A 24653-nucleotide genomic window follows, 5' to 3' on the forward strand; every position below is an offset into this window, starting at 1 on the left:
GTTACATCCTTCCACAATTGACATGCAGTTTTTATGTTGAACTTTTCTTCTTTACATTATATAAAACCTTCTCTATATTTTACTTATTTTTTGCTAGCTGGGCCGATTTCTTATTTTTTTAGAAATGGTAGTTTGTCCAGCACGGATTTAATAGAAATTTCATTTTAATATATAGTAATGACTATTGATTCTATGAAAGAAAGGAATGAAAAGATGAACAATAAAAATAAAGGAAAAGTATTTTATGGTAATGATTGTTGCGAAGTAAGAGCATGTAGCCATATTAACATCCCTAAGTCAGAACTTACAGAATTTGTTAGACTTCTTCAAACTCTTGGTCAAGCTATTCTAGTTCAATATGGATCTGGTTGCCTAGGCGGAGGAACTACGGGGACTACTGGTGCTCAAGGGCCTCAACAAGGACCTGCGGGCGATACAACTGCGACACTATCTGTCTTCCGAATTTACTAACCACAATTTCCGAAAATATTTTGGGAGGACTAAGCACATTTATAAGTAATAGATGTGATTTTGATTGACTATTAAATCTCTCTTTTAATAAAAAGGAGCACTTGTTTGGGAGGATAAGTGCTCCTTCTTTACGTTTCTTTACCTCAAATTTACTCTATCTTAATCCTCATTTTGTATGATAAATAATGAAGTCAAAGATATGAAAGAGGGATGAAAAATGAGAGTTATGTCACCGATACGCATTTGGATTGCTCTTATGATATGCATTATTTTATGTGTAGGATTTTTTTTAACTCTAAAATATTCCACTATTTCAAAAGCAGAGAGAAAAACAGTTCCATACACACTTTTGTATACGAAACAAAACAACATCCTTTATTCCAATTCCACAAATAATGAAAAAAAAGTTATAAAAGGAATGCTTATTACGGAAGCTCCTAGTTACGAAACTCTACTTCAAATTGCTGAAACGATTAAAAATCAATATACAAATAAAGGAATTGATGAAATCACGCTGTCTATCCATAATGAAAATAATGGTAGTTATGAAGAAGAATTACTATACGAACCGATTAGTAAAGGAACAATAATCATCACATACGATTCCCAATCCTTTGGCAGTACGAACATTACTCTTAATGAATAGTAGCATTTACCTCACAAATTATGAGCAAACTTTATTTTTCACATGAGAAAGAGGCGAATAACGAAATTCGCCTCTTTTTTTACCATAATGATGGAATCCACTCTTTCACTTTATTAAACCACTCTTGCTGTTCTTTTTTCCTTTGTTGTTCTTCTTCTTGCCTTTTCTTTTCTTCTTCTTTTCTTCGCTTTTCTTCTTCAATTGTTTGCAATTGTTTTTTATAGTCCGCTTCAGATATTAACGACAATTGGAACGCTTTTTGGGCTGGGTTTGCATTTGCTTTTTTCATGATATCCCGGAACATCGTCGTTGTAATTTGACTACCACCTGGAACATAATGCTCGCTATCTGTTTTGTCATATCCTACCCAAATCGCACCTACTAAATCTGGTGTGTATCCTACAAACCACGAGTCCTTTGCCCCTACGCTCGGACCATTTACAAGTTGAGTAGTCCCTGTCTTTCCTGCTGTATCAACATTAGTAACTTTCGCTTTTCCACCTGTTCCCTTTTCTACAACACCTTTTAATAAATACGTCATCTTTTGAGCAATTTTCTCACTCGTCACTCGTGTCTCTTTCTTATACCATTTCCCTATTATTTCTCCTTCAGCATTTTGAACTTCTCTAATTGCATGAGCCTCTACTTGAACCCCATCATTAGCAAATGTACTATATGCTTGGGCCATTACAAATGGTGATGTCCCTACATGCATCCCACCTAAAGCAATTGGATACGTACGGTCTTCTGGTACTAATGGAATACCAAATCGCTCTAAAGATTTCAATCCTTTATCTAATCCTATTTGTTCTAATAGCCACACAGCGGAAACATTATACGACTTTGCTACCGCTTCATACATTGTCACATTACCATGAAAAGCCTGATCACTATTTTTCGGTTCATATTCTTTAATATGAAATGGTTCATCCTTTAATATATCGTATACTTCATACCCTTGTTCTAAAGCGGGTACATATACAGCTAGAGGCTTTAACGTTGAACCTGGCTGTCTTTTTAATTGCGTAGCATGATTAAATTGTAAAAACTGATATGGTCCTCTACCACCAACTAAAGCTGGAACACCGCCTGTTTTGGGATTTATAAGGACTACACCCGTTTGCATAAGTTGATCTGAGCCACTATCTTTGAAATAACTATCATTATTCACAACATCTTCTACAGCTTGTTGTTTTTTCGGGTCAAGCTCTGTATAAATACGATAACCACCCGCTAAAATTTCATTTTGTGTTAATTCGTACTTTTCCATCGCTTCTCTAACAATATAGTCTACATATTGAGAGTATTTTCCCTTGTATTTATCATCAACGCCACGTTTTAACACAAGTCCGCTCTCTTTTTCTTTATTATACTGTTCGTCAGAAATATACCCTTGCTCTTTCATTAAACTTAATACGACATTACGTCTTTCAATTGACTTGTTAAAGTTTTTATAAGGTGAATACGCAGATGGTGCTTTAATCAAGCCCGCAATCGTTGCAGCTTCTGAAATTGTTAAATCTTTTACATCTTTATCAAAATAAGATTTAGCTGCCCTTTTTATACCCCAAGCACCTTCACCAAAATAAATTTGGTTCATATACATTTCAATGATTTCATCTTTCGTATACGTGCGCTCTATTTTTTTCGTTAAAAAATATTCCTTTATTTTTCGGGAGTATGTGCGGTCTTGTGTCAGAAATACATTTTTCGCAAGTTGTTGTGTTATTGTACTTCCCCCTGCTACAACTTCTCCTGCTGTAATATTTTTAAAAACCGCACTTATAATTCCACTATAATAAATACCATGATGGTTAAAAAATTCCTTATCTTCTACTGCAACAATTGCCTGAACCATAATATCAGGAATATCTTTTCTTTTAACGCCTTCTGTTTTCGAAGAAGCTAATTTAGTTGCGACCTCATTATTTGCATCATAAATTAAAGTCGGTTGTGGAACAGCTTGTTTTAATTCAGATATGTCTTGAATGGAAATTATTATATTTACAGCAATAAATAGAGTAACGAATACACTTCCCAATACAATTAATGAATTACGAAGTTTCTTCCTCTTATTGAACCACTCAAGCATTTTTTTAAAATGAGTGTTCTTCAATTTCATTCGTTCACTTCCTTCATTTATTTACACTCTTCTTTTTAAAAGGAAGAATATACCGCCTTTTAAATTTATTATAATAACGTAGTCATTCCTATAGTGTAAAGCTTTTCTTTTGCATTCATACTTTTTGCAAGAAAAGGACATTCTACAAGTAAGATATTCACTATTGGATATTAATATTATTAATAGAACAACGAGAGTTATGTTAAGTTTTTGTAAACTTTTCGATAAAATGTTTTAAAAAACGACAGTTTTTTGTTAGAATTGATTAGCCAATATATTTTACATATATTACTTTTGTGGGGGTAACAATAATGGTCTTTAAATCAAAAAAAGATAAATTTTCTGAAATGTTAATGAATGTTTCCGAAAATTTAAAAGAAGGCGCGCAGTTTTTCGTGGAGTATAAAATTAAAAATGCTAGCGATTTAAAAGAGTTTTCTATGCGCATGAAAGAGTATGAGTCAAAAGGTGACTCATTTATTCACGAAATCATTATGGAGTTAAACAAAGCGTTTATCACTCCGATTGAGCGTGAGGACATCCTACAACTTGCAATGAGTATGGATGATGTATTAGACGGATTAGATCACAGTGCTGGTCTGTTCGAAATGTATTCTATTACAGAAGCTGATGAATACATGATTAAATTCGTAGAAGCAATTAATCAATGTGCGATTGAGATTGCAAACTCTGTTGAATTAATGTCTAACAAAAAATTAGTCGACATTCGTACAAATGCGATTAAAATTAAGGATTATGAATCACAGTGTGATGATATTCGCCGTCATGCGATTAAGAACTTATTCTCTCGTGAAAAAGATCCGATTAAGATTATTCAATTTAAAGAGATTTACGAAGAGCTTGAAGAAGTAGCTGATAGCTGTCAAAGCGTTGCAAACGTATTAGAAACAATTATTATGAAGAACGCGTAAGGAGTTTGATCATGGATACACTCTTGATACTGACCGTTTTAGTAGTCATTTGCGCTTTAGCTTTTGACTTTATCAATGGATTTCACGATACAGCAAACGCTATTGCAACGGCTGTTTCAACGAAAGCTCTAAAGCCTAGACATGCCATTATTATGGCGGCTATTATGAACTTTTTAGGCGCAATGACATTTACAGGTGTAGCAAAAACGATTACAAAAGATATCGTTGATCCATTCGCCTTACAAAATGGTTCTCTTGTAATTTTAGCTGCTTTGCTTGCGGCGATAGCTTGGAACTTAATTACTTGGTACTACGGTATTCCAAGTAGTTCTTCGCATGCAATTATCGGATCAATCGCAGGTGCAGCAATTGCGGCCGCTGGGATTAGCTCGCTAAATCTTAAAGGATTTATTAAAATTATTGAAGCTTTAATCATTTCACCGATTATCGCTTTCGTTATTGGTTATATCGTATACAGTATTTTTAAAGTAGTATTTAAAAACTTTAACTTAACAAAAACGAATAAGAACTTCCGTATATTCCAGATTTTCACTGCAGCATTACAAGCCTACACACACGGTACGAATGATGCACAAAAAGCAATGGGAATCATTACGATGGCTCTTATGGCTAATAACTATCATACTTCTAGCGATATCCCGTTCTGGGTACAATTATCTTGTGCTATCGCAATGGGGCTTGGTACTTCTGTCGGTGGATGGAAAATTATTAAAACTGTCGGTGGACAAATTATGAAAATTCGTCCTGTAAATGGTGTAGCTGCCGATTTATCATCATCACTTGTTATTTTCGGTGCAACATTCATTCACTTACCGGTTAGTACGACGCACGTTATCTCTTCTTCTATTTTAGGGGTTGGTGCTTCTCACCGTGTGAAAGGGGTAAAATGGGGAACTGCAAAACGTATGTTAATTACATGGGTTATTACACTTCCTATTTCAGCTTCTTTAGCTGCTCTGTTTTACTATCTATTACATTTTGTTTTCTAATCAAAAGTCGTCTTCCTTATTTTTCTAGGAAGACGACTTTTTTGTGAACAAGCCTATTTCTCATTAAAAAGCGTGTATAATAATTGATGGATAAGTTATTTAGAGGAGTTGGCAATTTTGGAATACATCATGTTACTTTTCATCGGACTAATCGCCGGAACAGTCGGCAGCCTAGTTGGGCTTGGAGGCGGAATTATTATTGTTCCGTTATTAATTGGATTACACAGTTTATCACCACAACTTGCAGTAGGGACTTCTATGGTAACAGTCGTTTTCACAGGACTATCTTCCACCCTTACTTACATGAAGCATAAGCGAGTAGATTATAAAAGTGGACTTATTTTATTTATCGGAAGCGGCCCTGGTGGTATTATCGGATCATGGGCAAATAAATTTTTAAACCAAGACACATTTTCTTTATACTTTGGGATTTTCCTTATATTCGTCTCAATTCTACTTATGCTTCGAGACAAATTAAAACCTCTTTCCCTCTCAAATACGTCTGTAATTAAGCGTTCTTTTACAGATAATGATGGAAATACTGTACACTACCAATTCCCACCGTTTCTTGCTATCTTTATCGCTTTTATAGTTGGGTTTATATCTGGATTATTTGGAATTGGTGGCGGTGCCTTACTTGTTCCAGCAATGATGCTTCTTTTTGCATTCCCAGCACATATTGCAGTAGCAACTTCAATGTTCATCGTATTTCTATCAGCAATTGTAAGTTCTGCAACTCACATCTCACTTGGAAATGTCAGCTGGATTTATGCATTAATCCTGATTCCGGGTGCATGGATTGGCGGAAAAATCGGGGCTTACATTAATACAAAACTAAGTGGTAACGCCGTAATTAATTTATTGCGTATTACGTTAATTATTCTTGGAACTAGATTAATCATTATTTCCCTTTTATAACGTATTCTTTTTAGAATGCGTTTTTCTTATACACATGAATATAAAAATCCTCCGAGGAGAACAAATAAAATTAAACAAACACATAATAACATATAATTTGAAATATGTACTTTCTTCAAGTTGACCACTCCTATAACTGCGACTGTTATCTTTATGATAGCGAAAAAATAGTTCACTTGCAGTTACAGAGTGCTAACAATGCAAAATCAATTATTACAAATTTTATCCTTATATTTCATTTCTTTGTATATTCTATCGATTTAATAAAAAAAGATGTCATATTGACATCTTTTTTAGTGAAGAAGTGACCATCCCATGAAGTCTTCATGTACTTGGCACGCCCTCTTATCCTTTCGATCATATAATTCAGCATAACTATCTGTTTCTTCATCATAAGCCATCGTATAAATAATTTGGCCGTCTACTTCAACGGATAAAACGACTCCACCTTTCATCTCTTCTACATGAATGATAGCATTCGCCGGAATTCTCATATCCGTCATTCTCATCGCATCTAACAATATACTAACCCCCCTACAGCGTATTCATTGCTAGTACTATTACACACTAAATAGTATACTACTGTAATAGCATACATTTCGTCAATGAAATTGCTGTTGAAATAGCATATTGTCTATATACATATACGCTAAAATAGAAGAAATAGAAACATATTAATGGGGGGCTAACATTGATTCTACACAAAGGAGATGTACTATTCCGTCAAGGCGAGGACGGTCCTTTATACTTTATAAAAACAGGCTTATTAAAAGTAGTTCGGCTAGAAGAAAACGGAACACCATTTTTATTCAACATTATCGTTCCAGGTGAAACGATACCTCATCATTCTTTAATTTCACCGAAAGAATACCACGGTACAGCTATCGCTTTAATAAAAACAGAAGTGGAACCGATCACTAGTAGTGAATGGTATGAGAGACTTCAAGCAAATCCCGAATCGTATGCTAACATTGCTATGCAATTGCAATCTAAATTAAGAATGATGCAACAACGAATTGATCAATTGACAACCGTCTCCCCGAAAGAACGTCTTCATCGTTTACAAGAATGGTTCACCCTATATTTAGGTGACATTCCTATATATGAAATATTAACACAAACCGAAATTGGCCAACTGATAGGTATACGCCGTGAAACAGTAAACCGTTTATTACGAGAACAAATAAAAAACGAGGTAAAATAAATACCTCGTTTTTTTGCTTATTGTAAGCTTGTTGCTGGGCCGAAAAATTCATAATGAATATGCTCTTGTTTCACACTTAAATCAGTTAGTGCAGCATTTATATGCTTCATAAATGCTACTGGACCACAGAAATAGAACTCTGCTTCAGTTATCGGAATAATAGTTTTTAACCATTCACTTTCAATGAAACCTTCTTTATCAAAGTTCTTCATTTCTAAATCTTTTTCAGTCGGTGCAGAATAACAAGTATATGCTTTAACTTGTTCATATTCATTTTCTACTGCCTTAACGTGTTCTTTCATTGCATGTGTATTACTATTTATTGCTGCATGAACAAAATATACATTACGTTTTGAATCTTGTTCAATTAACGTATTTAACATACTCATCATCGGTGTAATCCCTACTCCACCACTAATTAGTACAACTGGTAATGTTGAATCCATATTTAACACGAAATCTCCCGCTGGTGCACTTACTGGTAAAACATCTCCTTCTTTTACATGTTCATGTAAGTAATTAGACACTTTACCGTCTGGTGTATCTACACCTTTTTCTTTTTTTACACTAATACGATAATATTCTTTCCCAGGAGCATCGGATAAACTATATTGACGATTATGTGTATATGTCTCACCTTCAATATTGATTTGAATCGTTACATATTGACCTGGGATGAATGAAGAAACTTTCCCTCCATCTTCAGGTTTCAAATAAAATGACGTAATAACATCGCTTTCCTTCACTTTTTTAACAATCACAAAGTTGCGGAAGTCTTTCCATCCACCTTCTTTATGTGCAGCTTCTTCATACATCTCTGCTTCAATGCTAATGAATGCATCAGCAATGACACCATATGCTTCTCCCCATGCATTTAAAACTTCATCAGGTGCACCTGCGATCTCTTTAATGGCACGTAGTAAACATGTACCTACAATCGGGTAATGCTCTGCTTTAATACCTAAACTTCTATGCTTATGACCAATTTGTTTTACAACTGGAATAATAGCTTCTAAATTATCAATGTACGTTGCAGCTGCATAAACAGCATTCGCTAACGCTTGTTGTTGTCTTCCCTTTTTCTGATTTGTATGGTTGAAAATATTCAATAACTCCGGATGTTCCGAAAATAAAATTTCATAAAATCTCGTTGTAATTTCAACGCCTTTTTCTTGTAATAATGGTACTGTTGACTTTACGATTTCAATTGTTTTTGCACTTAACATTGTATCCCACTCCTCTATTTCCTTAACTGTTTTTAGTTTAACTGAATCTTATAATGCAGATTGTGATTTTAATCACTATTAACACGGTGTTTTTGTGAATAATATATGAACATTGCATTTACAAAAGAAAATAAGCTAACTAGAATTCTAGCTAGCTTATTATTTTGTTTGTATAGCTTGTTCAATTACTTTTATATCTTTCCCATCGCCAAACTCCGTATATCCCCAGATATTCGTTTCACCTCTATATTTATTTACGATAATATCCAAGTCATGATATACACGGTGGGCATACACTACATACTCAATATTTTGAAGTTCCACACCTTTTTTTACAATTTCATAGCTTCTATTTACATCGCGTTTTATTTTTTCATTCTTTATTTCTGTATGTATATTTTTTAACGATGATTCTTGTTGTTGAAACCATTGCTTAAATTGATTCCAATCCCCGTCTGTATAATTCTCTGCTTTACCGTAATTTAAGAAATTATTATAGCTTTCATGTGTCATTCGAATAAAATTTAGCACTTTTGTCTCTTCTTGCACATCTTCTATTTGAGCTATTGTATTTACCTCAGCAGGCTTATTCGCATAATGTAACAGCACTTTCATAAGACTATAACTCGCAATGATCATCACGATAATAATCCCGAATACACTTAACAATTTCTTCATATACAGAACTCCTTCTCTACTAAAAATATTACAATGTATGACTATACTTGTAACTTTCTCTCGTAGAAATATAATTCCTGTATAAATTCTTCCTATCATTTCGACAATATTTTTCTATACATTTCTCGTTGGCAAATGTTCTTGTAAAACAATATATCCTTCATAAGCTGTGTAACCGAGTATAGCCATTAATCCGATATAACAAGCAAATACTGTCCATTTCGTTTTCGCATCCACTTTATAATAGTTTTCTTGTTGTTCCTTTTCTGTTTTCCATTCATTTAATTTTCTTTCTGACGCTTCAAATGCTTCCCTTATGTGAATTGTATACTCATCTTTTTCATCTTCATATGGAACATAATCTAACGGTTCGAACTTCGGTAAAAGATACTCTAACACTTCCATTTTTTGAAGTTCACCTATTTGTAACTCTTTTTCCCGTTCTCTTTGTCTTAATGCATTCATCTCATGATGCATCACGTATATAGTCCGATGTACAGCACCCGTTTCTTTTAATTCCTCTTCAAGCCTAGTAATATATTCTTTCATCCCATCAATTTTATGCCCTAATTCCTTAATCGGCTCATCTCTCTTTATTACTCTATATAACTCCATACAACCGATAATAACAATAAATCCTCCCAAAATACTTTTAAAGTAAATTGAATAGCCAAGTAATAAAATAAGGCCTGCTCCCCAAATTTTAGTACTGACAACTGAAATAATTCTCCCACCATCTAGCGGCGAAACGGGAATTAAATTAAAGAAATTAATCATACTTCCAAGCAAAATAACAAGCGCCCAAAATGGCTCTTTCGTCATTATATAAAGCGGTATCGCCGGTAAAAATGACAGAAGTCCGAAAAGCGGCCCCATATAGGCAATGTAAGCTTCATCTTTCGCATTTTTCGGCATCTCTTTCATTCCAATAAGGGCCCCCATAAATGGAATAAAGATTGCTGGCGATGTCGGGATCCCCTTTCTTTTCGCAGCCCATAAATGGCCCATTTCATGAACAAACAACAAATAAATGAGCGCTACTCCAAATTTCCAACCATATAGAACTGCGTATGCGCCAAGCGATAGAAACATACTAAATACCGTTGAAAACTTTGCTAATTTAAAAATTGCAAATACCCACTTTAACTTAGACAGTAAAAATAGACCTACCGCAACAATAATTCCCCATAATCCTTTTTTATTATTTTTCATATTCCTCTCCTTTATCTCTCATTAATGAATCATATTCATTCATCAAAGCTTGTTCTTTTCTCTATTATGACATATTTTTTTCTATTGTTAGAAATAATGTTTATATAATCCATTTTCAGCCAAAAATATAAATAAAAGGAGGTGTACACAAATGAATTTACAATCTCTTATAATAGGTGCTCTATCGTTTTTAGCTTCAACTCTTATTTTTTATACCGTTAGTTACGTATTATTATTAGATTTGTTGCCCAATCACGTATTTATTGCCCTTGTCATCCTTTCCGCTCTTATGATTTCTTTTCTTATTACACGAAAATCAATGAATGAGCCATCTGCAAAAGCAAAGTAATAGAGAGGGGTGCTTTCCCCTCTCTATTATCATTTCCTAGGAAAGGCCATATAGATTTGACGAGTTTACATTCATTCCAATCCGTAAGGGCTAATTAAAGTCTCACTTTATCTTTGAAAATTCATTTTTTCACCATAATCTTTAACAATCTGAATTATATTTTGAAACACACCTATTTTTTCTTTTTCACTGTTTAATATTTTCAAATCATAATTTTCGTAATATGTTTCTAATGATTTTAATTGTGATTGTGAAGCGCTTTTTATCAGAACAGTAGCATGCAATTCATATTGCTTATACCCTTCCTTTACTTTTTCACCTAAAATTATTTCACTCTCTTTTGCTCCAATTAATTTTTGAACTTTTTCTGGAAAATTGAGTTGCAAATAATATTCTTGCTCCTTCACTAACTTATTGTATAGTGATTGTGAAATCGTATACCGTACCGTATAATTCACGTTTTGATCGCCTGTTTTAATATGAAATGCGGTAATCTGTAAATCTTTTTTTGTTACTTCTGTTAAAGGGCTTACCTGCATCTCATCTTCTTTTTGTTCTGAGACATTTGGAAATATATCCAAAAGCTTTTCCGTATCTTTTTCATGCAACATATACATAGCTTTCTTATATTGCACCCATCCTCGTCTATCTTCTCCTCTTAACCATGCATAATAAGTTTCTTTTTTCCCATCTCTACTAATTTGTATTTCATATTCAGGTTCACCGAAGCTTCCTGTTATTTCTTGTTTCTCAGCTTTATTCAAAATGTCTATTACTAACTTCGCTTCTGATTCCTGCAACTTTTTCTCTTTATGTTTTTTTTGTATAACGGTTACCCCTATTGTTTCTTTCACTTCATTCACCGTCTCTTCTACTTTTTTTGTTTCTTTTTTCGGCTCAACTTGACCACAAGCTGCTAGTAACATAACAAACAACAACACCAATACATATTTCCCTTTCAAATTAATCCTCCTCTTACGATAAGAAATCCTTATAATCTTCATACATAAAACAAAAACGTGACATCCTATTAAATACGCTATACTAATCATTGAAAGGAGGTCTTTATCATGTCCATTAATTTTCATGATGAAAATAATAAGTACACATATGCAACAAGAAACGCTCATATTTCTTGGGCTGAAATGGTAAAAAACATTACAGAAATACAAAACAAGCAAATAATTGATATCGGCTGTGGTGGTGGGATTTATACGAAAGAACTCGCTCTTATGGGAGCCAAAAATGTTGTGGGACTTGATTTTTCAAAAGAAATATTACAAGCTGCAAAAGAAAATTGTAACAACTTTTCAAACATTTCATTCATCCACGGTGATGCACATAATATCCCATACCCTAATGAAACATTCGACATAGTTATTTCGCGTGCAGTTATTCATCATTTACAAGACATTCCTACATTTTTACGTGAAGCTTCTCGTATATTAAATAAAAACGGTGTACTTATTTTACAAGATCGAACAATTGAAGATTGTACAATTCCAGGAAGTCCCGAACACATTCGCGGATATTTTTTCTCTCTATTTCCAAAACTTATTGAAATAGAGTCAAAAAGACGTCCAAAAACCAACACTATACAGACAGAATTACAAAAACATTCTCTTCATGTACTTCCCGCACAAACACAATGGGAAATACGAAAAATACATGATTCTGTAGAAGCATTATTGCAAGATTTATCTCCTCGAACAGGTCGATCCATTCTATATGAGTTAACAGATGATGAACTTTCTCAACTTCTACAACATATACAGACCGCATTACAAAACGTCTCTCCTATTATTGAAAGAGATCGATGGACAATTTGGAGCGCCATGAAGTTGTAAGGAAGGAAGCCTCACAAAATAATGTGAGGCTTCCTTTCTTTCATAATCTAATTTTGCAACACTCTTGATATCCTCCACTTCTGGCCTGTGCACTTCCACACTTCGGACATACTAAATATCTAGACTGATTTGTCAATAAACTACCTTTTTGAAAGAGTAAAACTTCTGCTTGTTTAAACGAACGCGAATAATATAACCACATAAAACCAATTATAGCAATAATGCCAAATAATACTCCCATCGCAAGCATTTCAGTCACCTCTTTTGGTTTGTTCTTTCCAGCAAGTGGATTGTTGTATTATTCTCTGTAAATTCAAAAAATCCCTTCTTTACTCCTATAAATATCAACTTTCTCTATAAATTTTACAATTCTCCGCAAATTTTTACTCCTATTTTACAATTCATTATTCCTTTTGCAACAACGAATATCACTTTCGATATTTCCATATATAAATATATCTTCCAAAAAACATATTGACTTTCTAAAAAAAACATGCAACAATACTGTCAGAATACTTGAATAAAAATTCATTGACGAGAACGAGTACGTTATAGAACTGTTCCCCAGAGAGTTGGCGATTTGCTGAAAGCCAACGTTCAGTGCGTAACCGAAAATCATCTCCGAGAAGTAGAACCGAATGTTACAGTAAGTTCTTACCGGCCGTCCCCCGTTACAAGGAACACGTATCATGTTGTACGTTGCAAAGCCGTATACATATAGATTTATTTCTACATGTGTAAATTAGGGTGGTATCGCGGGTAAATATAACTCGTCCCTTTCTTTAGGGACGAGTTTTTTGTGTTCTTACAAATGAATGAAAAAGGAGGAAAAACAATGAACACTGTATCAAAAAAACATATTTTTTTCACGGGTCTTATGCTATTTTCTTTATTTTTTGGGGCAGGTAATTTAATTTTCCCTCCCATGCTTGGGCAAAACGCAGGTGAAAACTTTTGGCCAGCAATGATTGGATTTTTACTAACAGGAGTTGGCTTACCACTACTTACTGTTATCGCAATTTCTCTATCAGGAAATGGAATGCAGCAACTTGCAAGTCATGCCCATCCATTATTCGGAATTTTCTTTACAGTAGTTGTATACATTGCCATCGGTCCATCCATGGGCATCCCACGTGTTGCAAATGTCGCTTATGAAATGGGGGTTAGTTCTTTCTTGCCAGAAACAATCCGCTCTAGCAGCCTAGTGCTATTTGTATATACAATCATCTTCTTTACTATCGTATTTTGGCTGAGTTTGAATCCATCTAAACTTGTTGATCGTATTGGGAATGTATTAACACCTATTTTATTACTCTCTATTTTCTTATTATTTGTTAAAAGTGTATTTACACCACTTGGGCAATCAGGACCAGCGATGCAAGAGTATCAAACTTCTCCAATCTTCAAAGGCTTTATGGAAGGCTACTTAACAATGGACACTATTTCAGCACTTGCATTCGGAATTATCGTTGTAAATGCAATTCGCTCTAAAGGTGTGAATGATCGTAAGTCCATTGCCATCGCCACAGCAAAAGCAGGGCTTATTGCCGCTACAGGGCTCGTACTTGTATACGGTGCACTCGGCTGGCTTGGGGCAACTAGCGTCTCGCTCGGATATGCAAAAAATGGCGGACAGCTACTTACTGTTATCGTACAACAATTATTCGGTCCATACGGTTTGCTCCTATTATCTCTTATCGTTACACTCGCTTGTTTAACGACATGCGTTGGACTCGTATCTGCGTGCAGCCAATATTTTTCAACATTATTGACTACATTTTCATACAAAACGTTCGCGAGTATCATTTGCGCATTAGGATTACTAGTTGCCAACTTAGGTTTAACGAAAATTATCGCAATCTCTGTTCCAATTCTACTTGTTGTGTATCCAATTGCGATTGTACTCGTACTACTATCATTACTTCATAAATACTTCGGTGGATATCGCTCTGTTTATGTAGGTGCTTTAATTGGAGCAGCTGTAGTGAGCGTATTTGATGGATTAAAACAAGGTGGTATTTCAGTTTCATTTATCACACCATATTTTGAATTTATCCCTTTATATAATGAAGGAATCGGCTGGCTAATACCAGCATTAGTAGGAGGTCTTATTGGTCTTGCAACGGCTAGGTTAAGCGGTACGAAAAAAGTTCCATTAGTAACCGAATCTCACGAAGTAAAAGCCTCCTAAAAAAACTCCCAAAAGGGAGTTTTTTTACATTTGATACGCAGCATGATTAAAACTGCTTATTTTATAAGCCTTCGTATAATATTCAATATTTGTATCAACTGTTTCTACCTTGACAACATCATAGCGCTCTTCTTGCTTTACTAAAAATAAATAGTATTCCTCTGTTGCCTCAATAATCGCAATTTTATCTGTTTCAATATTATATTGTTCACAAAGCGCTTGTAATGCGTTCACATAATCCCCTAATTTTTTAGACTTATCCATTCCGAATATAGTTTGAACTAACATATACATTCTCCCCTTTATATGTACTGTTAACACCTCAATGATAACGCTTACATCATTTATCGTCAATAAAAACATTCAATTGTTTTAACGCCAAATCTATATTGTATCGAGCCAATAATCAGCGAGGAATTCCCCACCAATTAAAGTTTTACTTTATCCCGCATTAACTGCCCGTAAAAGCCCGATTGGTGAGGGCTGATAATCAGTGGGAGAGGAACAACCTCCCCACTGATTAAAGTTTCACTTTATCACTTCGTTAATTGATGCCTAAATGCATAAATAACCGCCTGAGTACGGTCACTTACATTCAATTTATTTAATATATTACTCACATGTGTCTTTACCGTTTTCAGTGCAATAAATAACTCGTCCGCAATCTCTTGATTACTTTTTCCCTCTGCAATTAATAACAAAATCTCAAACTCTCTTTCCGTTAAATCATCATGCAAAGGTTGCTCTTTCTTTTGACGCATACGGGACATCATTTTCCCGGTAACTTTCGGCTCTAATACTGTTTCTCCATCATAAGTAGCTCGTACAGCATCAGCAATATCACTTGCTCTTGATGTTTTTAATAAGTAACTGGTCGCCCCAGCCTCAATAACAGGATACAATTTTTCGTCATCTAAAAAGCTTGTTACAACTACAATTTTTGCTTCTGGCCATTCTTGAATAATAGCACGTGTTGCTTCGACACCATCCATCTCATCCATAACAAGGTCCATTAAAATAATATCCGGCCTTAATTGCAATGCTAATTCTGATCCTTTTCTTCCATTCTCAGCTTCCCCTACTACTTCAATATCTGGCTGTGTAGATAAATATGCCGATACACCCATACGAACCATTTCATGATCATCGACAAGCAATACTTTTATCATACTTCTCCCCCTCTCTCAATCATGATCGGTACTTTTACTTCTATTTGTGTACCTTTGGCCGGGAAACTAAGTACCTTAAGTGTCCCACCAATTTCATGAACACGCTCTTGCATCGATCTTAGGCCATATGAACCAGCCTTATTAACCCCTACTTCAAACCCAACGCCGTCATCAATGATTTTTAAAATCGCATATTGATCAATTTTTCGAAGGCGCACTTCTGTTTTCTTTGCCTTCGCGTGTCGCAACGTGTTTGATAGCGCTTCTTGCACAATACGGAATAAATGATCTTCTACACCTTTTTTTAATTCTATTGGCTCAATAAGCCATTCAATTTTCATATGTTGTTTTCGCGATAATTCCGTTAATAATTCCTCTATACCTTCTGTCAGTTTCTTACCTTCCAATTGTACAGGACGTAAATGAAGGAGCAATGCTCTCATTTCTGATTGAGCATTTACAACCATATTTTCAACAAGTTGCAATTGTTTTTTTGTCACATCTGGAAATTCAGTTATTTGTTCATTAATCGCTGACATCATCATCGACATTGCGAAAAGCTGCTGACTTACTGAATCATGCAACTCCCTTGCTAAACGATGCCTTTCTTGAGAAATCGCTTCTTGTCTCATCTCTTCATTCCAATGAGCTCGTTCATTCGTTACTTTTTGAAAGAGTCCAGCTTGCTCCTCTAATCGACGAGCCAGAACGATTACTTTTCGTTCCACTTCATGAAATTCATCATCTGCAGTAAACGAAACATCGCTCGGAAAATTCCCTCGCTCTACTTCAAATAGAAAAGTATTTAATCCTTGTATACGCTGCTCTATATAATAACCGATTGCATATCCTACAATTCCCCCGATAAGTAAACTTGTAGTCATAATAAACAAGCCAATTGGAACAGAAGCGATGGATTCCTTCCATAATAAATCATACACTTGTTGCTCGCTTTTCCATACATATACAATTGTACAAATGAGTGCGATACTAACAGAGGACAACATAGAATAACGAATATACATCCACGAAATATTTTTTTGTTTCTTCATTATACTTTCCTCACTTCCGTGTCGCCTACGACAAGCGAAGAAATAATTTTAATACGACGAGGAGCCTCTTTATACTGCTCTGTTCTAAATGTAACATTGCGGTTAAACCCTGTCTCTTCATGACCTGGCAAGAGCACACGTCCGACAATAACAGAATGATTTAAAGAAAGTTCAATATCATATGGCACATATAAACGAATATTACCAACGACACCCCGAATAACAATTACCGTTTCCCCTTCTGGAATCATAGCAGTTGTTAAATCTATTTCCACATCACAAGCACCATATTGAACATTAATATCCTCAAGTTCATAAATATGATCCATCATTCGTACATTGCCTACAAACATATTTTTCAAATATGTTTCTGTACGATATATTTGCTTCTCTTCGTCTATAATCCCTTTTTCTTTAATTTCAACCTTCATTGCTTTTTGCTGATGCCCTTGTTGAATCAATTGATAACCAATTAAAGCTAAACAAGCAAATACGACAAGAACAAATGCTGCTGATGAAAATAAGAAAAATAAAAATACGATACCACCAACAAATAAAAATACATTTCCCCGTACATAACGATTCTTTTTACGATAATGCCTTCCAAACATAAGCATAATAAATGCAAAAATGAGACCACCTGGTTCAAAATGTCCAAGTATCATATCAAGAAAAAGACCGAATCCAAATATGATGAGGAGCATCCCCATTAATTGTGTCTTTGAAAAATGTTTCTTCATTTCAGCTCCCCCCTTCTTGTCACATATACATAGAAGAAAAGGCATTGCTTTCCAACACCTTTTCTCCTATCACTATATCATAAGCCTGTTTTATAATATACTACTATTATTTTGTTAACTCTTTCGTTAACGATACATCATTCTTTTCTTTCATTTCACGCTCAAGTTTTGCAATTTTCATATCAAACGTGTCACGCTCATGCTCTTCATTCATACGAGTTTCTAAGTCACGAATATGATCTTCAATCTCTTCAAATCGTAAGAACGGATTATTTTCATCCATTTTATGCATCGCAGTATTCATACGACGATTTGCATGTGCCATATTTTCACGTGCCATTAGTTCCATGCGCTTTGCGTGCATTTCTTTTAATTTATTTTTCATTTCAGAAAGACGACGCTCTAACTCATCAATTTGCTCTACAACACCTGCATACATTTCTTCTAATCGAGTTACTTGCCCTTCATAATAAGCTACCTCTTCTAACGCACGTTCGTGCAATTGTAATTCGTCTGCTTCTTGAGCAATGATAGCTTGCTTTGATCTTTTATTAACGAAATAACGTGCTTGCTCAAGCTCACGAGCAAAATTAGATTTTAATGTTTTATGACGCTCAATTAACTTCTCAATTTTTGTTATTTCACGCTCACTATCACGTAAATATTGGTTTAACATCGCAATTGGATTTTTTCTTTCCTTCTCATCTAACACGTTATGAAAATCAGCTAAAATTGCATCGCGTACACGTCCGAATAAAGATTGTTTCATTATAAATCTTCCTCTCTTCTACTTTATTTATAATTTGATTTATTGTTTTAGTTTTTCATTAATTTGTTCCACTCATCTTCAAAGTTACTATATGGTTTAGAACTTTCTGGAGCAGATTCAACAACTACATCTTTTTCTTTTTTCCACTCACGGTATCCGTAGTATAAAACCACTAAAGCAGCGATACCGATTAATGCTGGCGAATGAGAAAGTGCAATGGATAAACCGATTAAACCCACAATACCCCAAGCTAACTTTCCAAAAAATGATTTAGCTCGCACAAATGATTTATAGCTCCAATATACAACTCCTGCTCCGATTGCGAATCCTACAATACCAGCAAGACTACCAAGAGCAATTAAAGCCAAAATACCGGCTGCGATAAACGCTAGAAATTGTTTCATCTTGTGCTTGCCTCCCTTCGATTTGATACTCTTATCTTAACTATTTTTTCATCTTTCCATAACGAGCTTAAGAACCGTTTTTAACTCAGACTTAAGACCGAGTCATATTCAGCCCTTTACGCAAAAAAACGTGCAGAGTCTATTCTCTGCACGTTTTTTAATTACTAACATTCATATTAAATTAAGCTGTTTTATGATACTCTTTTTTCTCAGCTACTTTCGAAAACCTTGGAAACCCAATTAAAATAGAAACAATCCCACATACTCCAACTAAGATTGGATAAAATGCATATGGCAACAATTCAACCGGAGATAACGCTGCAAATCCTGCTGCCGTTAACATTTGGGCACCGTACGGAATTAATCCTTGCACACAACATGAGAAAAGATCTAATACACTCGCTGATTTACGAGGATCTATTTCATATTGATCTGCAATATTTTTTGCAAGCGGGCCTGTAAAGATAATTGAAATCGTATTATTCGCTGTACACATATTCGTCATACTCACTAAACCAGCAATACCAAATTCCGCTCCTTTTTTCGAACGAATATTACGTGTTAATACATTCATTAAATATTGAATACCACCATTATATTGGATTAATTCAACCATACCGCCAATTAATATAGCAAGTAATACTAACTCCATCATACCGCCCATTCCAGTCGTTACACTTTTAAAGAAACTTTCTAACGTGTAACTTCCATCTATAAGGCCGATAACACCAGATAGTACAGTTCCACCAGTTAATACAATAAGTACATTCCAGCCAAGTAGCGCTGTAATAAGTACTCCTGCGTACGGTAAAATCTTTATCCAATCAAAGCTATGTGCTTTAATCTGCGTGTCACTTCCTGAAGTAACTATTACTAATAGTACAATTGTAATAATAGCCGCTGGTAACACAATTAAAAAGTTCGTTTTAAACTTATCTTTCATTTCTGTTCCTTGTGAACGAACAGCTGCGATTGTTGTATCTGAAATAAATGATAAATTATCACCAAACATCGCTCCGCCAACAACAGTAGCCATTGCAAGCGCAATTGAGATATCAGTTTGACCACTAATACCTACAGCAATCGGCGCTAATGCTGCAATTGTTCCCATTGAAGTTCCCATCGCTAATGAAATAAATGCACCAATAACAAAGATTCCAGCTACGATAAATCCTGGCGGTAAAATAGTTAACGCTAAATTAACAGTTGAGTCTACTCCGCCCATTCCTTTAGCAGTTTCAGAAAACGCACCTGCAAGCACAAAAATTAATACCATAATCATAATATCCGGATTTCCTGCACCTTTAGCGAACCGCTCTACTTTCACATTAAAACTTTCTTTACGATTCATCACTAAAGCGACTCCTACAGCAATTGAAATCGCTACAAGTATCGGCAATTTATAGAAATCACCTGTAATAATTCCAGAACCAATAAATAGCGCCAAAAATATTCCAAGTGGTAATAAAGCTAAACCATTTCCTCTCGTTTCTTTCAAAGTACCATCTCTCCCTAGTTTCAACCTTTTTCTAATGAATAACAAAAGACCTCTTCCGATGAGAAGAGGTCTTATACATCTATAAGAAACACTCTTCTCATCTTTCAAGCACACGCTTGCTGGATTTGGCACAGCACTCTGAAATCGAGTCCGCTGCCGAGGCATCGTAGGGCCAGTCCCTCCGCCTCTCTTTATAAGAAGGTTTCATATTTATTTTTTAATAATAATTTCTTCCCTAACTTTACTCGCTTACAAAACAAAAGTCAATTATTTTTTGTATAGATTTTTTTGGTAATTATACAAAAATTTGAATACAACAATCATTTTAACTTTTCGATTTCTTCTTCCAATATTGAAATCCAATAAAATTCACTATTTTTTATTGTTGCTAATATCCATTTCGTAGTGTGCCAAGCTAGCTCATACTCTTCCTTCGTGACATCACCACTTTTATAAGCATCCTCTAGCTCCTCTTCATCTAATACATACACCTTACCGCTAGATAATAATACTACATCTAAATATAAATCATCAAAATACGGTAAACCACGATCGTCTATTTTATATTCTTTCGCCACATCGATATAATATTGCACTAATTTTTTCTGATCATCTAACATAGCGGTAATCGCAAAGTTTTTCCCGTCTATGAAATATTGAATCCACGTATACTGATCTGCTGCAATACAAAGTTCTTCACCATCATATTCTTTACAACTAGGCTCTCTCACCTTTTTTATATCCAGTATTCCGAGCATTCCCTCTTCCACTTGCTTAACCGTATAACTCTTTTCTATTAGTCTCTTCCACGAAGAACCGTCACCATATTTTCGTTTCATTATGTCTGCTCCTCTTCTATATACAGAAAAGCTCCCACATATTATGTGAGAGCTTGTTCATATTATAATTAAGCCGCTTGACCCTTTTCAGAAATCTCTTTTAAATAAGCTTGTCCTTTTTCAGCGTCATATTGACCTTCCCACTTAGACATAACTACAGCTGCTAAAGAGTTTCCTACAACGTTAACTGCTGTACGAGCCATATCTAAAATACGGTCAATACCAGCAATGAACGCTAAGCCTTCAGGTGGAATACCTACTGTACCAAGTGTCGCTAATAATACAACGAATGATACGCCCGGTACACCTGCGATCCCTTTTGATGTAACCATTAATACAAGCAACAATGTAATTTGTTGTGTAATAGATAAATCAATACCGTACATTTGCGCTAAGAAAATAGCCGCAATTGCTTGATATAAAGTTGATCCATCTAAGTTAAATGAATAACCTGTCGGAATAACGAAAGATGTAATTGCTTTCGGACAACCGAATTTCTCCATTTTCTCCATGATTTTTGGTAAAACTGTTTCTGAGCTTGCTGTAGAATACGCTAAAATCAGCTCGTCTTTTAAAATCTTAAAGAATTGGAAAATGTTAATTCCAAATATTTTCGCTGTAAGTCCTAAGACAACTACGACGAAGAAGATCATTGCTCCATATACGACAATTAGTAATTTCCCTAATGGAATTAATGAAGCAAGACCAAATGTAGAAACTGTAACACCAATTAGTGCAAATACACCAAATGGTGCAAATTTCATAACTTGGTTTGTTACGTAAAACATTGCGTCAGCCACACCTTGGAAAAATTGAAGAACTGGTCTTCCTCTTTCACCAATTGCTGCTACACCTAAACCAAATAGTACAGAGAAGAAGATAATAGCTAGCATATCTCCGTCAGCTAACGACTTCATAATGTTCGTTGGAACAATATTTACAAATGTATCTGCAAATGAATGACTTTGTACTTGCTCTGTCGTATGTGTATATTTCGAAATATCTGTCTTTGTTAACTGCTCCATATTTACGCCTTTTCCTGGTTGGAAAATATTCGCTATTAATAGACCGACAATAATTGCAATTGTTGTAATGATTTCAAAGTAAATAATTGTTTTTCCGCCTAGTCGACCTAATTTTTTAACATCGCCAACACCAGCAACCCCAACAACAATACTTGCTACAACAATTGGCACAACGATCATTTTAATTAATCGGATGAAAATATCACCAATTGGTTGTAAATAACTCACCACTGCTGGATTGCCAAAGAAAATCGCCCCAACCGCAATACCAAGCGCAAGTCCTATTAATATTTGCCATGCTAGTCCTATTCTTTTCATATTTGTTGTAACCCCCTCTTCGATGTGTCACTCTATCTCTCATTCTATCTCTATAAAACTAAGAAATTAAGAGTATTACATATTATTCGACAATTCACTACATTTTGTCCCTGTTAAAAATCATAAATCAAAAATTTAAATCTGACAACAAAATAACTTTGCCCGAACGCAAATAATTTTCTTGACAAAAAGCAGACTCATGTCAGAAAACCTCACATGAGAACGATTCCTCACTAGTGTTTTATTAGCTTTCCAAGTAATATTTCACCTCATAAAAACGATTACTTTCCTCCTTCATTTTACAGGAAAATTCCAAAATATACCTTTGTTACACATATGAATAAAATGTAAGCACTATGACAATTACAGTTGAAAAATGATAAATTCCGACAAAACTTAGCAATTTTATAAAATTTTCTTTACATTATGATTACAACGATAGACACCCTTCTTCTTATGATATATAACATTCATAGGGAAAGGAGTCAGACAACAATGAAAAAGAAATTTGCAGCGTTTAGTGTTTTAGCAGCAGGAACGATTTTTGCTTCCCCGTTACTTTCACCCGTATACGCTGAAACGAATCAAGATAAATTATCTAACATTCAATCTGAATTAGAAGGCAAACAAAGTGACTTACAAAATAAATCAGTCGAGAAAGAACAAATAGAAAAAGAAATTCAAGAATTACAGAAGAAAATCGATGAATTAACTACTTCCATTAATAAAAATGAGACTGAATTAAACGATACAAAAAAAGAAATTAGCAAAACACAACAAGTAATTACTGACAAAAAGAAACATATAGAACAATTACAAACAAACATAGATACACGTCAGGAAGTTATTAAACAACGATTACAATCTATGCAAGAAAAACCGCGTACAAATATCATTACAGAAGTATTAACAAACTCTACAAACATTGCTGATCTTGTTGATAATATGTACTCCGTAAGTTTAATATTAAACAACGATACAGATATTGTAAAAAAACAAACATCTGATCAAAATGCTGTAACGACAGAAAAAGAGGCTGTTGAGAAAAAAGAACAACAACTGAAAGACTCTGAACAAAAACTAGAACAAAAACAACAAGAATTACAAAATAACCAACAGCAGCAACAAACTCTTATTAACGATCTACATACGAAAGTAGCAAAAGTAGATTCAGAGATTGAAGGATTAGAAGAATCCAAGGGCATTTTAGAAAATCAACGTCAAGCTGTTCAAAAAGCAATTGAAGAAGAAAAACGGGCGGAAGAAGCTCGTAAAGCGGAAGAAGCCCGCCAGGCAGAAGAGGCTCGCAAACAACAAGCTACTAAATCTGCTCAAGCGGCCCCAACACCACATGATACAAATATCGGTGGTTTTATCAAACCAGCAGCTGGATCAAAAACTTCTGGATTTGGTGTACGTTCTTTAGATAACCATAAAGGAATTGACATCGCTGCTTCGGGAACGGTTCCAATTATCGCTGCTGCAGATGGCGTTGTTATTCGCTCAGAATTATCATCTAGTTACGGAAACGTAGTGTATTTATCTCACCGTATAAACGGAAAAACATATACGACAGTATATGCTCATATGAATAGTCGTTCTGTATCGAATGGACAAACTGTAAAACAAGGCGATCAGCTTGGATTTATGGGGAATACGGGCCAATCATACGGACAACATTTACACTTCGAACTTCATCTTGGAGAATGGAATGTCGGCAAGACAAACGCAGTTGACCCATCTCCTTATATCGGATTATAAAAAACCTCGGTGCCTACCGAGGTTTTTTATTTACACTTCACACAATATAGGCATTCTACATAGACTATAACTAAATGCCTATAGTTTACGAGGTGATCCATATGAATACGCAATTACAACAAAAAATAGAAGAAGCTAGAGAAACGTATATTGGCCGGATATTTACATTTGGCGGCTCAGTTTTATTTTTAATCGGTTCATTCCTCGCAGTCACCACAGCCTATAAAGCGTATAATCGTCTATTACATTCATCAACATAAAAAAAGACGGGA

27 protein-coding genes, 1 riboswitch and 1 other annotated feature are annotated in these 24653 nt (G+C 34.9%); of the genes, 11 read left to right on the top strand and 16 right to left on the bottom strand.

The genetic code is table 11. The annotated features are described in order from the left end of the window. The first annotated feature begins 192 nt into the window (after window positions 1-192). Both ACTFR3_RS09315 and ACTFR3_RS09320 read left to right on the top strand, forming a co-directional pair. Complete coding sequence (locus tag ACTFR3_RS09315; RefSeq protein WP_139849145.1) at window positions 193-471, top strand: hypothetical protein; 279 nt, start codon at window positions 193-195, stop codon at window positions 469-471. Window positions 472-688: 217 nt separating this feature from the next. Next, complete coding sequence (locus tag ACTFR3_RS09320) at window positions 689-1117, top strand: hypothetical protein (RefSeq protein ID WP_006915455.1); 429 nt, start codon at window positions 689-691, stop codon at window positions 1115-1117. A gap of 79 nt (window positions 1118-1196) precedes the next feature. Here ACTFR3_RS09320 and ACTFR3_RS09325 read toward each other — a convergent pair whose 3' ends face one another. After that, on the bottom strand, window positions 1197-3239 hold the full coding sequence (locus ACTFR3_RS09325; RefSeq protein ID WP_006915465.1) for a transglycosylase domain-containing protein: 2043 nt from the start codon (window positions 3237-3239) through the stop codon (window positions 1197-1199). A gap of 311 nt (window positions 3240-3550) precedes the next feature. Between ACTFR3_RS09325 and ACTFR3_RS09330 the strand changes: the two genes are divergently transcribed. The 3 genes from ACTFR3_RS09330 (at window position 3551) to ACTFR3_RS09340 (ending at window position 6099) form a co-directional block, all read left to right on the top strand. After that, window positions 3551-4171, top strand: a complete 621-nt coding sequence (locus ACTFR3_RS09330) for a DUF47 domain-containing protein (protein ID WP_000231449.1) — start codon at window positions 3551-3553, stop codon at window positions 4169-4171. An 11-nt stretch (window positions 4172-4182) separates the two neighbouring features. Continuing rightward, window positions 4183-5181, top strand: coding sequence for an inorganic phosphate transporter (locus ACTFR3_RS09335; protein ID WP_000380272.1), 999 nt, complete (start codon window positions 4183-4185; stop codon window positions 5179-5181). Window positions 5182-5298: 117 nt separating this feature from the next. Then, entirely contained in the window at window positions 5299-6099 is an 801-nt protein-coding gene (locus ACTFR3_RS09340) for a sulfite exporter TauE/SafE family protein (RefSeq protein WP_000455762.1), read from the top strand. Window positions 6100-6392: 293 nt separating this feature from the next. Here ACTFR3_RS09340 and ACTFR3_RS09345 read toward each other — a convergent pair whose 3' ends face one another. Beyond that, window positions 6393-6620: a hypothetical protein gene (locus ACTFR3_RS09345; RefSeq protein WP_000883008.1), complete on the bottom strand. Its 228-nt coding sequence runs from the start codon at window positions 6618-6620 to the stop codon at window positions 6393-6395. A 170-nt stretch (window positions 6621-6790) separates the two neighbouring features. On the opposite strand from ACTFR3_RS09345, the gene ACTFR3_RS09350 reads away from it, so the two are divergent. Next, the gene (locus tag ACTFR3_RS09350; RefSeq protein ID WP_000600589.1) at window positions 6791-7303 is read left to right on the top strand and encodes a Crp/Fnr family transcriptional regulator; all 513 of its coding nucleotides are present in this window, start codon (window positions 6791-6793) and stop codon (window positions 7301-7303) included. Between the two features lie 17 nt (window positions 7304-7320). Here the strand turns inward: ACTFR3_RS09350 and hmpA are convergent, their stop codons facing one another. The 3 genes from hmpA to ACTFR3_RS09365 form a co-directional block, all read right to left on the bottom strand. Beyond that, complete coding sequence (gene hmpA, locus ACTFR3_RS09355) at window positions 7321-8529, bottom strand: NO-inducible flavohemoprotein (RefSeq protein ID WP_259590866.1); 1209 nt, start codon at window positions 8527-8529, stop codon at window positions 7321-7323. 159 nt (window positions 8530-8688) lie between these two features. After that, window positions 8689-9207 carry a hypothetical protein gene (locus ACTFR3_RS09360; protein WP_000735526.1) on the bottom strand — a complete coding sequence of 173 codons (519 nt, stop codon included), beginning with the start codon at window positions 9205-9207 and terminating at the stop codon, window positions 8689-8691. Window positions 9208-9321: 114 nt separating this feature from the next. Continuing rightward, window positions 9322-10419, bottom strand: coding sequence for a site-2 protease family protein (locus tag ACTFR3_RS09365; protein ID WP_440044370.1), 1098 nt, complete (start codon window positions 10417-10419; stop codon window positions 9322-9324). Window positions 10420-10570: 151 nt separating this feature from the next. Between ACTFR3_RS09365 and ACTFR3_RS09370 the strand changes: the two genes are divergently transcribed. Next, window positions 10571-10768: a hypothetical protein gene (locus ACTFR3_RS09370; RefSeq protein WP_001053356.1), complete on the top strand. Its 198-nt coding sequence runs from the start codon at window positions 10571-10573 to the stop codon at window positions 10766-10768. Between the two features lie 107 nt (window positions 10769-10875). Here ACTFR3_RS09370 and ACTFR3_RS09375 read toward each other — a convergent pair whose 3' ends face one another. Continuing rightward, on the bottom strand, window positions 10876-11730 hold the full coding sequence (locus ACTFR3_RS09375) for a hypothetical protein (RefSeq protein ID WP_000677060.1): 855 nt from the start codon (window positions 11728-11730) through the stop codon (window positions 10876-10878). A gap of 108 nt (window positions 11731-11838) precedes the next feature. Between ACTFR3_RS09375 and ACTFR3_RS09380 the strand changes: the two genes are divergently transcribed. Next, complete coding sequence (locus ACTFR3_RS09380; RefSeq protein ID WP_000026281.1) at window positions 11839-12615, top strand: class I SAM-dependent methyltransferase; 777 nt, start codon at window positions 11839-11841, stop codon at window positions 12613-12615. Window positions 12616-12655: 40 nt separating this feature from the next. Here ACTFR3_RS09380 and ACTFR3_RS09385 read toward each other — a convergent pair whose 3' ends face one another. After that, the gene (locus ACTFR3_RS09385; protein WP_000880630.1) at window positions 12656-12865 is read right to left on the bottom strand and encodes a hypothetical protein; all 210 of its coding nucleotides are present in this window, start codon (window positions 12863-12865) and stop codon (window positions 12656-12658) included. A gap of 272 nt (window positions 12866-13137) precedes the next feature. Further along, window positions 13138-13396, top strand: a binding site (T-box leader). 54 nt (window positions 13397-13450) lie between these two features. On the opposite strand from ACTFR3_RS09385, the gene brnQ3 reads away from it, so the two are divergent. Next, complete coding sequence (gene brnQ3, locus ACTFR3_RS09390) at window positions 13451-14806, top strand: branched-chain amino acid transport system II carrier protein BrnQ3 (RefSeq protein ID WP_001099135.1); 1356 nt, start codon at window positions 13451-13453, stop codon at window positions 14804-14806. A gap of 24 nt (window positions 14807-14830) precedes the next feature. On the opposite strand, the gene ACTFR3_RS09395 is transcribed toward brnQ3, so the two are convergent. The 9 genes from ACTFR3_RS09395 to gltP all read right to left on the bottom strand — a co-directional run bounded on the left by ACTFR3_RS09395 (window position 14831) and on the right by gltP (window position 22620). Then, window positions 14831-15169: a DUF3922 domain-containing protein gene (locus ACTFR3_RS09395; RefSeq protein ID WP_440044371.1), complete on the bottom strand. Its 339-nt coding sequence runs from the start codon at window positions 15167-15169 to the stop codon at window positions 14831-14833. Window positions 15170-15342: 173 nt separating this feature from the next. After that, entirely contained in the window at window positions 15343-15975 is a 633-nt protein-coding gene (locus tag ACTFR3_RS09400; protein ID WP_000598707.1) for a response regulator, read from the bottom strand. Further along, a complete protein-coding gene (locus ACTFR3_RS09405) occupies window positions 15972-17027 on the bottom strand; it encodes a sensor histidine kinase (RefSeq protein ID WP_000744326.1) in 1056 nt (351 codons plus the stop codon). Before ACTFR3_RS09405 ends, ACTFR3_RS09400 begins: the two co-directional genes overlap by 4 nt. Then, window positions 17027-17767: a cell wall-active antibiotics response protein LiaF gene (gene liaF, locus ACTFR3_RS09410; protein WP_000716095.1), complete on the bottom strand. Its 741-nt coding sequence runs from the start codon at window positions 17765-17767 to the stop codon at window positions 17027-17029. Before liaF ends, ACTFR3_RS09405 begins: the two co-directional genes overlap by 1 nt. A 106-nt stretch (window positions 17768-17873) precedes the next feature. Further along, the gene (locus tag ACTFR3_RS09415; protein ID WP_000814124.1) at window positions 17874-18536 is read right to left on the bottom strand and encodes a PspA/IM30 family protein; all 663 of its coding nucleotides are present in this window, start codon (window positions 18534-18536) and stop codon (window positions 17874-17876) included. Window positions 18537-18583: 47 nt separating this feature from the next. Further along, window positions 18584-18940, bottom strand: a complete 357-nt coding sequence (locus ACTFR3_RS09420; protein WP_000808640.1) for a lmo0954 family membrane protein — start codon at window positions 18938-18940, stop codon at window positions 18584-18586. Window positions 18941-19121: 181 nt separating this feature from the next. Continuing rightward, window positions 19122-20438 carry a Na+/H+ antiporter NhaC family protein gene (locus ACTFR3_RS09425; protein WP_000665496.1) on the bottom strand — a complete coding sequence of 439 codons (1317 nt, stop codon included), beginning with the start codon at window positions 20436-20438 and terminating at the stop codon, window positions 19122-19124. Window positions 20439-20532: 94 nt separating this feature from the next. Beyond that, window positions 20533-20638, bottom strand: a riboswitch (SAM riboswitch). A gap of 120 nt (window positions 20639-20758) precedes the next feature. After that, window positions 20759-21277, bottom strand: coding sequence for a DUF402 domain-containing protein (locus ACTFR3_RS09430; protein ID WP_000824664.1), 519 nt, complete (start codon window positions 21275-21277; stop codon window positions 20759-20761). 68 nt (window positions 21278-21345) lie between these two features. Then, complete coding sequence (gene gltP, locus ACTFR3_RS09435) at window positions 21346-22620, bottom strand: glutamate/aspartate:proton symporter GltP (protein ID WP_000821134.1); 1275 nt, start codon at window positions 22618-22620, stop codon at window positions 21346-21348. Between the two features lie 495 nt (window positions 22621-23115). On the opposite strand from gltP, the gene ACTFR3_RS09440 reads away from it, so the two are divergent. Both ACTFR3_RS09440 and ACTFR3_RS09445 read left to right on the top strand, forming a co-directional pair. Then, the gene (locus ACTFR3_RS09440; RefSeq protein ID WP_000726086.1) at window positions 23116-24381 is read left to right on the top strand and encodes a murein hydrolase activator EnvC family protein; all 1266 of its coding nucleotides are present in this window, start codon (window positions 23116-23118) and stop codon (window positions 24379-24381) included. 101 nt (window positions 24382-24482) lie between these two features. After that, window positions 24483-24641 carry a hypothetical protein gene (locus ACTFR3_RS09445; RefSeq protein WP_001096001.1) on the top strand — a complete coding sequence of 53 codons (159 nt, stop codon included), beginning with the start codon at window positions 24483-24485 and terminating at the stop codon, window positions 24639-24641. Window positions 24642-24653 lie beyond the last annotated feature (12 nt).

This window comes from Bacillus cereus group sp. MYBK14-1, from assembly GCF_051916885.1.
Lineage (GTDB): Bacteria > Bacillota > Bacilli > Bacillales > Bacillaceae_G > Bacillus_A > Bacillus_A cereus.

Excerpts from the sequence above, each read along its gene's own strand:
- ACTFR3_RS09315 (WP_139849145.1), top strand. The coding sequence starts at position 193 with ATGAAAGAAAGGAATGAAAAGATGAACAATAAAAATAAAGGAAAAGTA.
- ACTFR3_RS09320 (WP_006915455.1), top strand. The coding sequence starts at position 689 with ATGAGAGTTATGTCACCGATACGCATTTGGATTGCTCTTATGATATGC.
- ACTFR3_RS09325 (WP_006915465.1), bottom strand. The coding sequence starts at position 3,239 with ATGAAATTGAAGAACACTCATTTTAAAAAAATGCTTGAGTGGTTCAAT.
- ACTFR3_RS09330 (WP_000231449.1), top strand. The coding sequence starts at position 3,551 with ATGGTCTTTAAATCAAAAAAAGATAAATTTTCTGAAATGTTAATGAAT.
- ACTFR3_RS09335 (WP_000380272.1), top strand. The coding sequence starts at position 4,183 with ATGGATACACTCTTGATACTGACCGTTTTAGTAGTCATTTGCGCTTTA.
- hmpA (WP_259590866.1), bottom strand. The coding sequence starts at position 8,529 with ATGTTAAGTGCAAAAACAATTGAAATCGTAAAGTCAACAGTACCATTA.
- ACTFR3_RS09360 (WP_000735526.1), bottom strand. The coding sequence starts at position 9,207 with ATGAAGAAATTGTTAAGTGTATTCGGGATTATTATCGTGATGATCATT.
- ACTFR3_RS09365 (WP_440044370.1), bottom strand. The coding sequence starts at position 10,419 with ATGAAAAATAATAAAAAAGGATTATGGGGAATTATTGTTGCGGTAGGT.
- ACTFR3_RS09370 (WP_001053356.1), top strand. The coding sequence starts at position 10,571 with ATGAATTTACAATCTCTTATAATAGGTGCTCTATCGTTTTTAGCTTCA.
- ACTFR3_RS09380 (WP_000026281.1), top strand. The coding sequence starts at position 11,839 with ATGTCCATTAATTTTCATGATGAAAATAATAAGTACACATATGCAACA.
- ACTFR3_RS09385 (WP_000880630.1), bottom strand. The coding sequence starts at position 12,865 with ATGCTTGCGATGGGAGTATTATTTGGCATTATTGCTATAATTGGTTTT.
- brnQ3 (WP_001099135.1), top strand. The coding sequence starts at position 13,451 with ATGAACACTGTATCAAAAAAACATATTTTTTTCACGGGTCTTATGCTA.
- ACTFR3_RS09395 (WP_440044371.1), bottom strand. The coding sequence starts at position 15,169 with ATGTTTTTATTGACGATAAATGATGTAAGCGTTATCATTGAGGTGTTA.
- ACTFR3_RS09400 (WP_000598707.1), bottom strand. The coding sequence starts at position 15,975 with ATGATAAAAGTATTGCTTGTCGATGATCATGAAATGGTTCGTATGGGT.
- ACTFR3_RS09405 (WP_000744326.1), bottom strand. The coding sequence starts at position 17,027 with ATGAAGAAACAAAAAAATATTTCGTGGATGTATATTCGTTATTCTATG.
- liaF (WP_000716095.1), bottom strand. The coding sequence starts at position 17,767 with ATGAAGAAACATTTTTCAAAGACACAATTAATGGGGATGCTCCTCATC.
- ACTFR3_RS09415 (WP_000814124.1), bottom strand. The coding sequence starts at position 18,536 with ATGAAACAATCTTTATTCGGACGTGTACGCGATGCAATTTTAGCTGAT.
- ACTFR3_RS09420 (WP_000808640.1), bottom strand. The coding sequence starts at position 18,940 with ATGAAACAATTTCTAGCGTTTATCGCAGCCGGTATTTTGGCTTTAATT.
- ACTFR3_RS09430 (WP_000824664.1), bottom strand. The coding sequence starts at position 21,277 with ATGAAACGAAAATATGGTGACGGTTCTTCGTGGAAGAGACTAATAGAA.
- gltP (WP_000821134.1), bottom strand. The coding sequence starts at position 22,620 with ATGAAAAGAATAGGACTAGCATGGCAAATATTAATAGGACTTGCGCTT.
- ACTFR3_RS09440 (WP_000726086.1), top strand. The coding sequence starts at position 23,116 with ATGAAAAAGAAATTTGCAGCGTTTAGTGTTTTAGCAGCAGGAACGATT.
- ACTFR3_RS09445 (WP_001096001.1), top strand. The coding sequence starts at position 24,483 with ATGAATACGCAATTACAACAAAAAATAGAAGAAGCTAGAGAAACGTAT.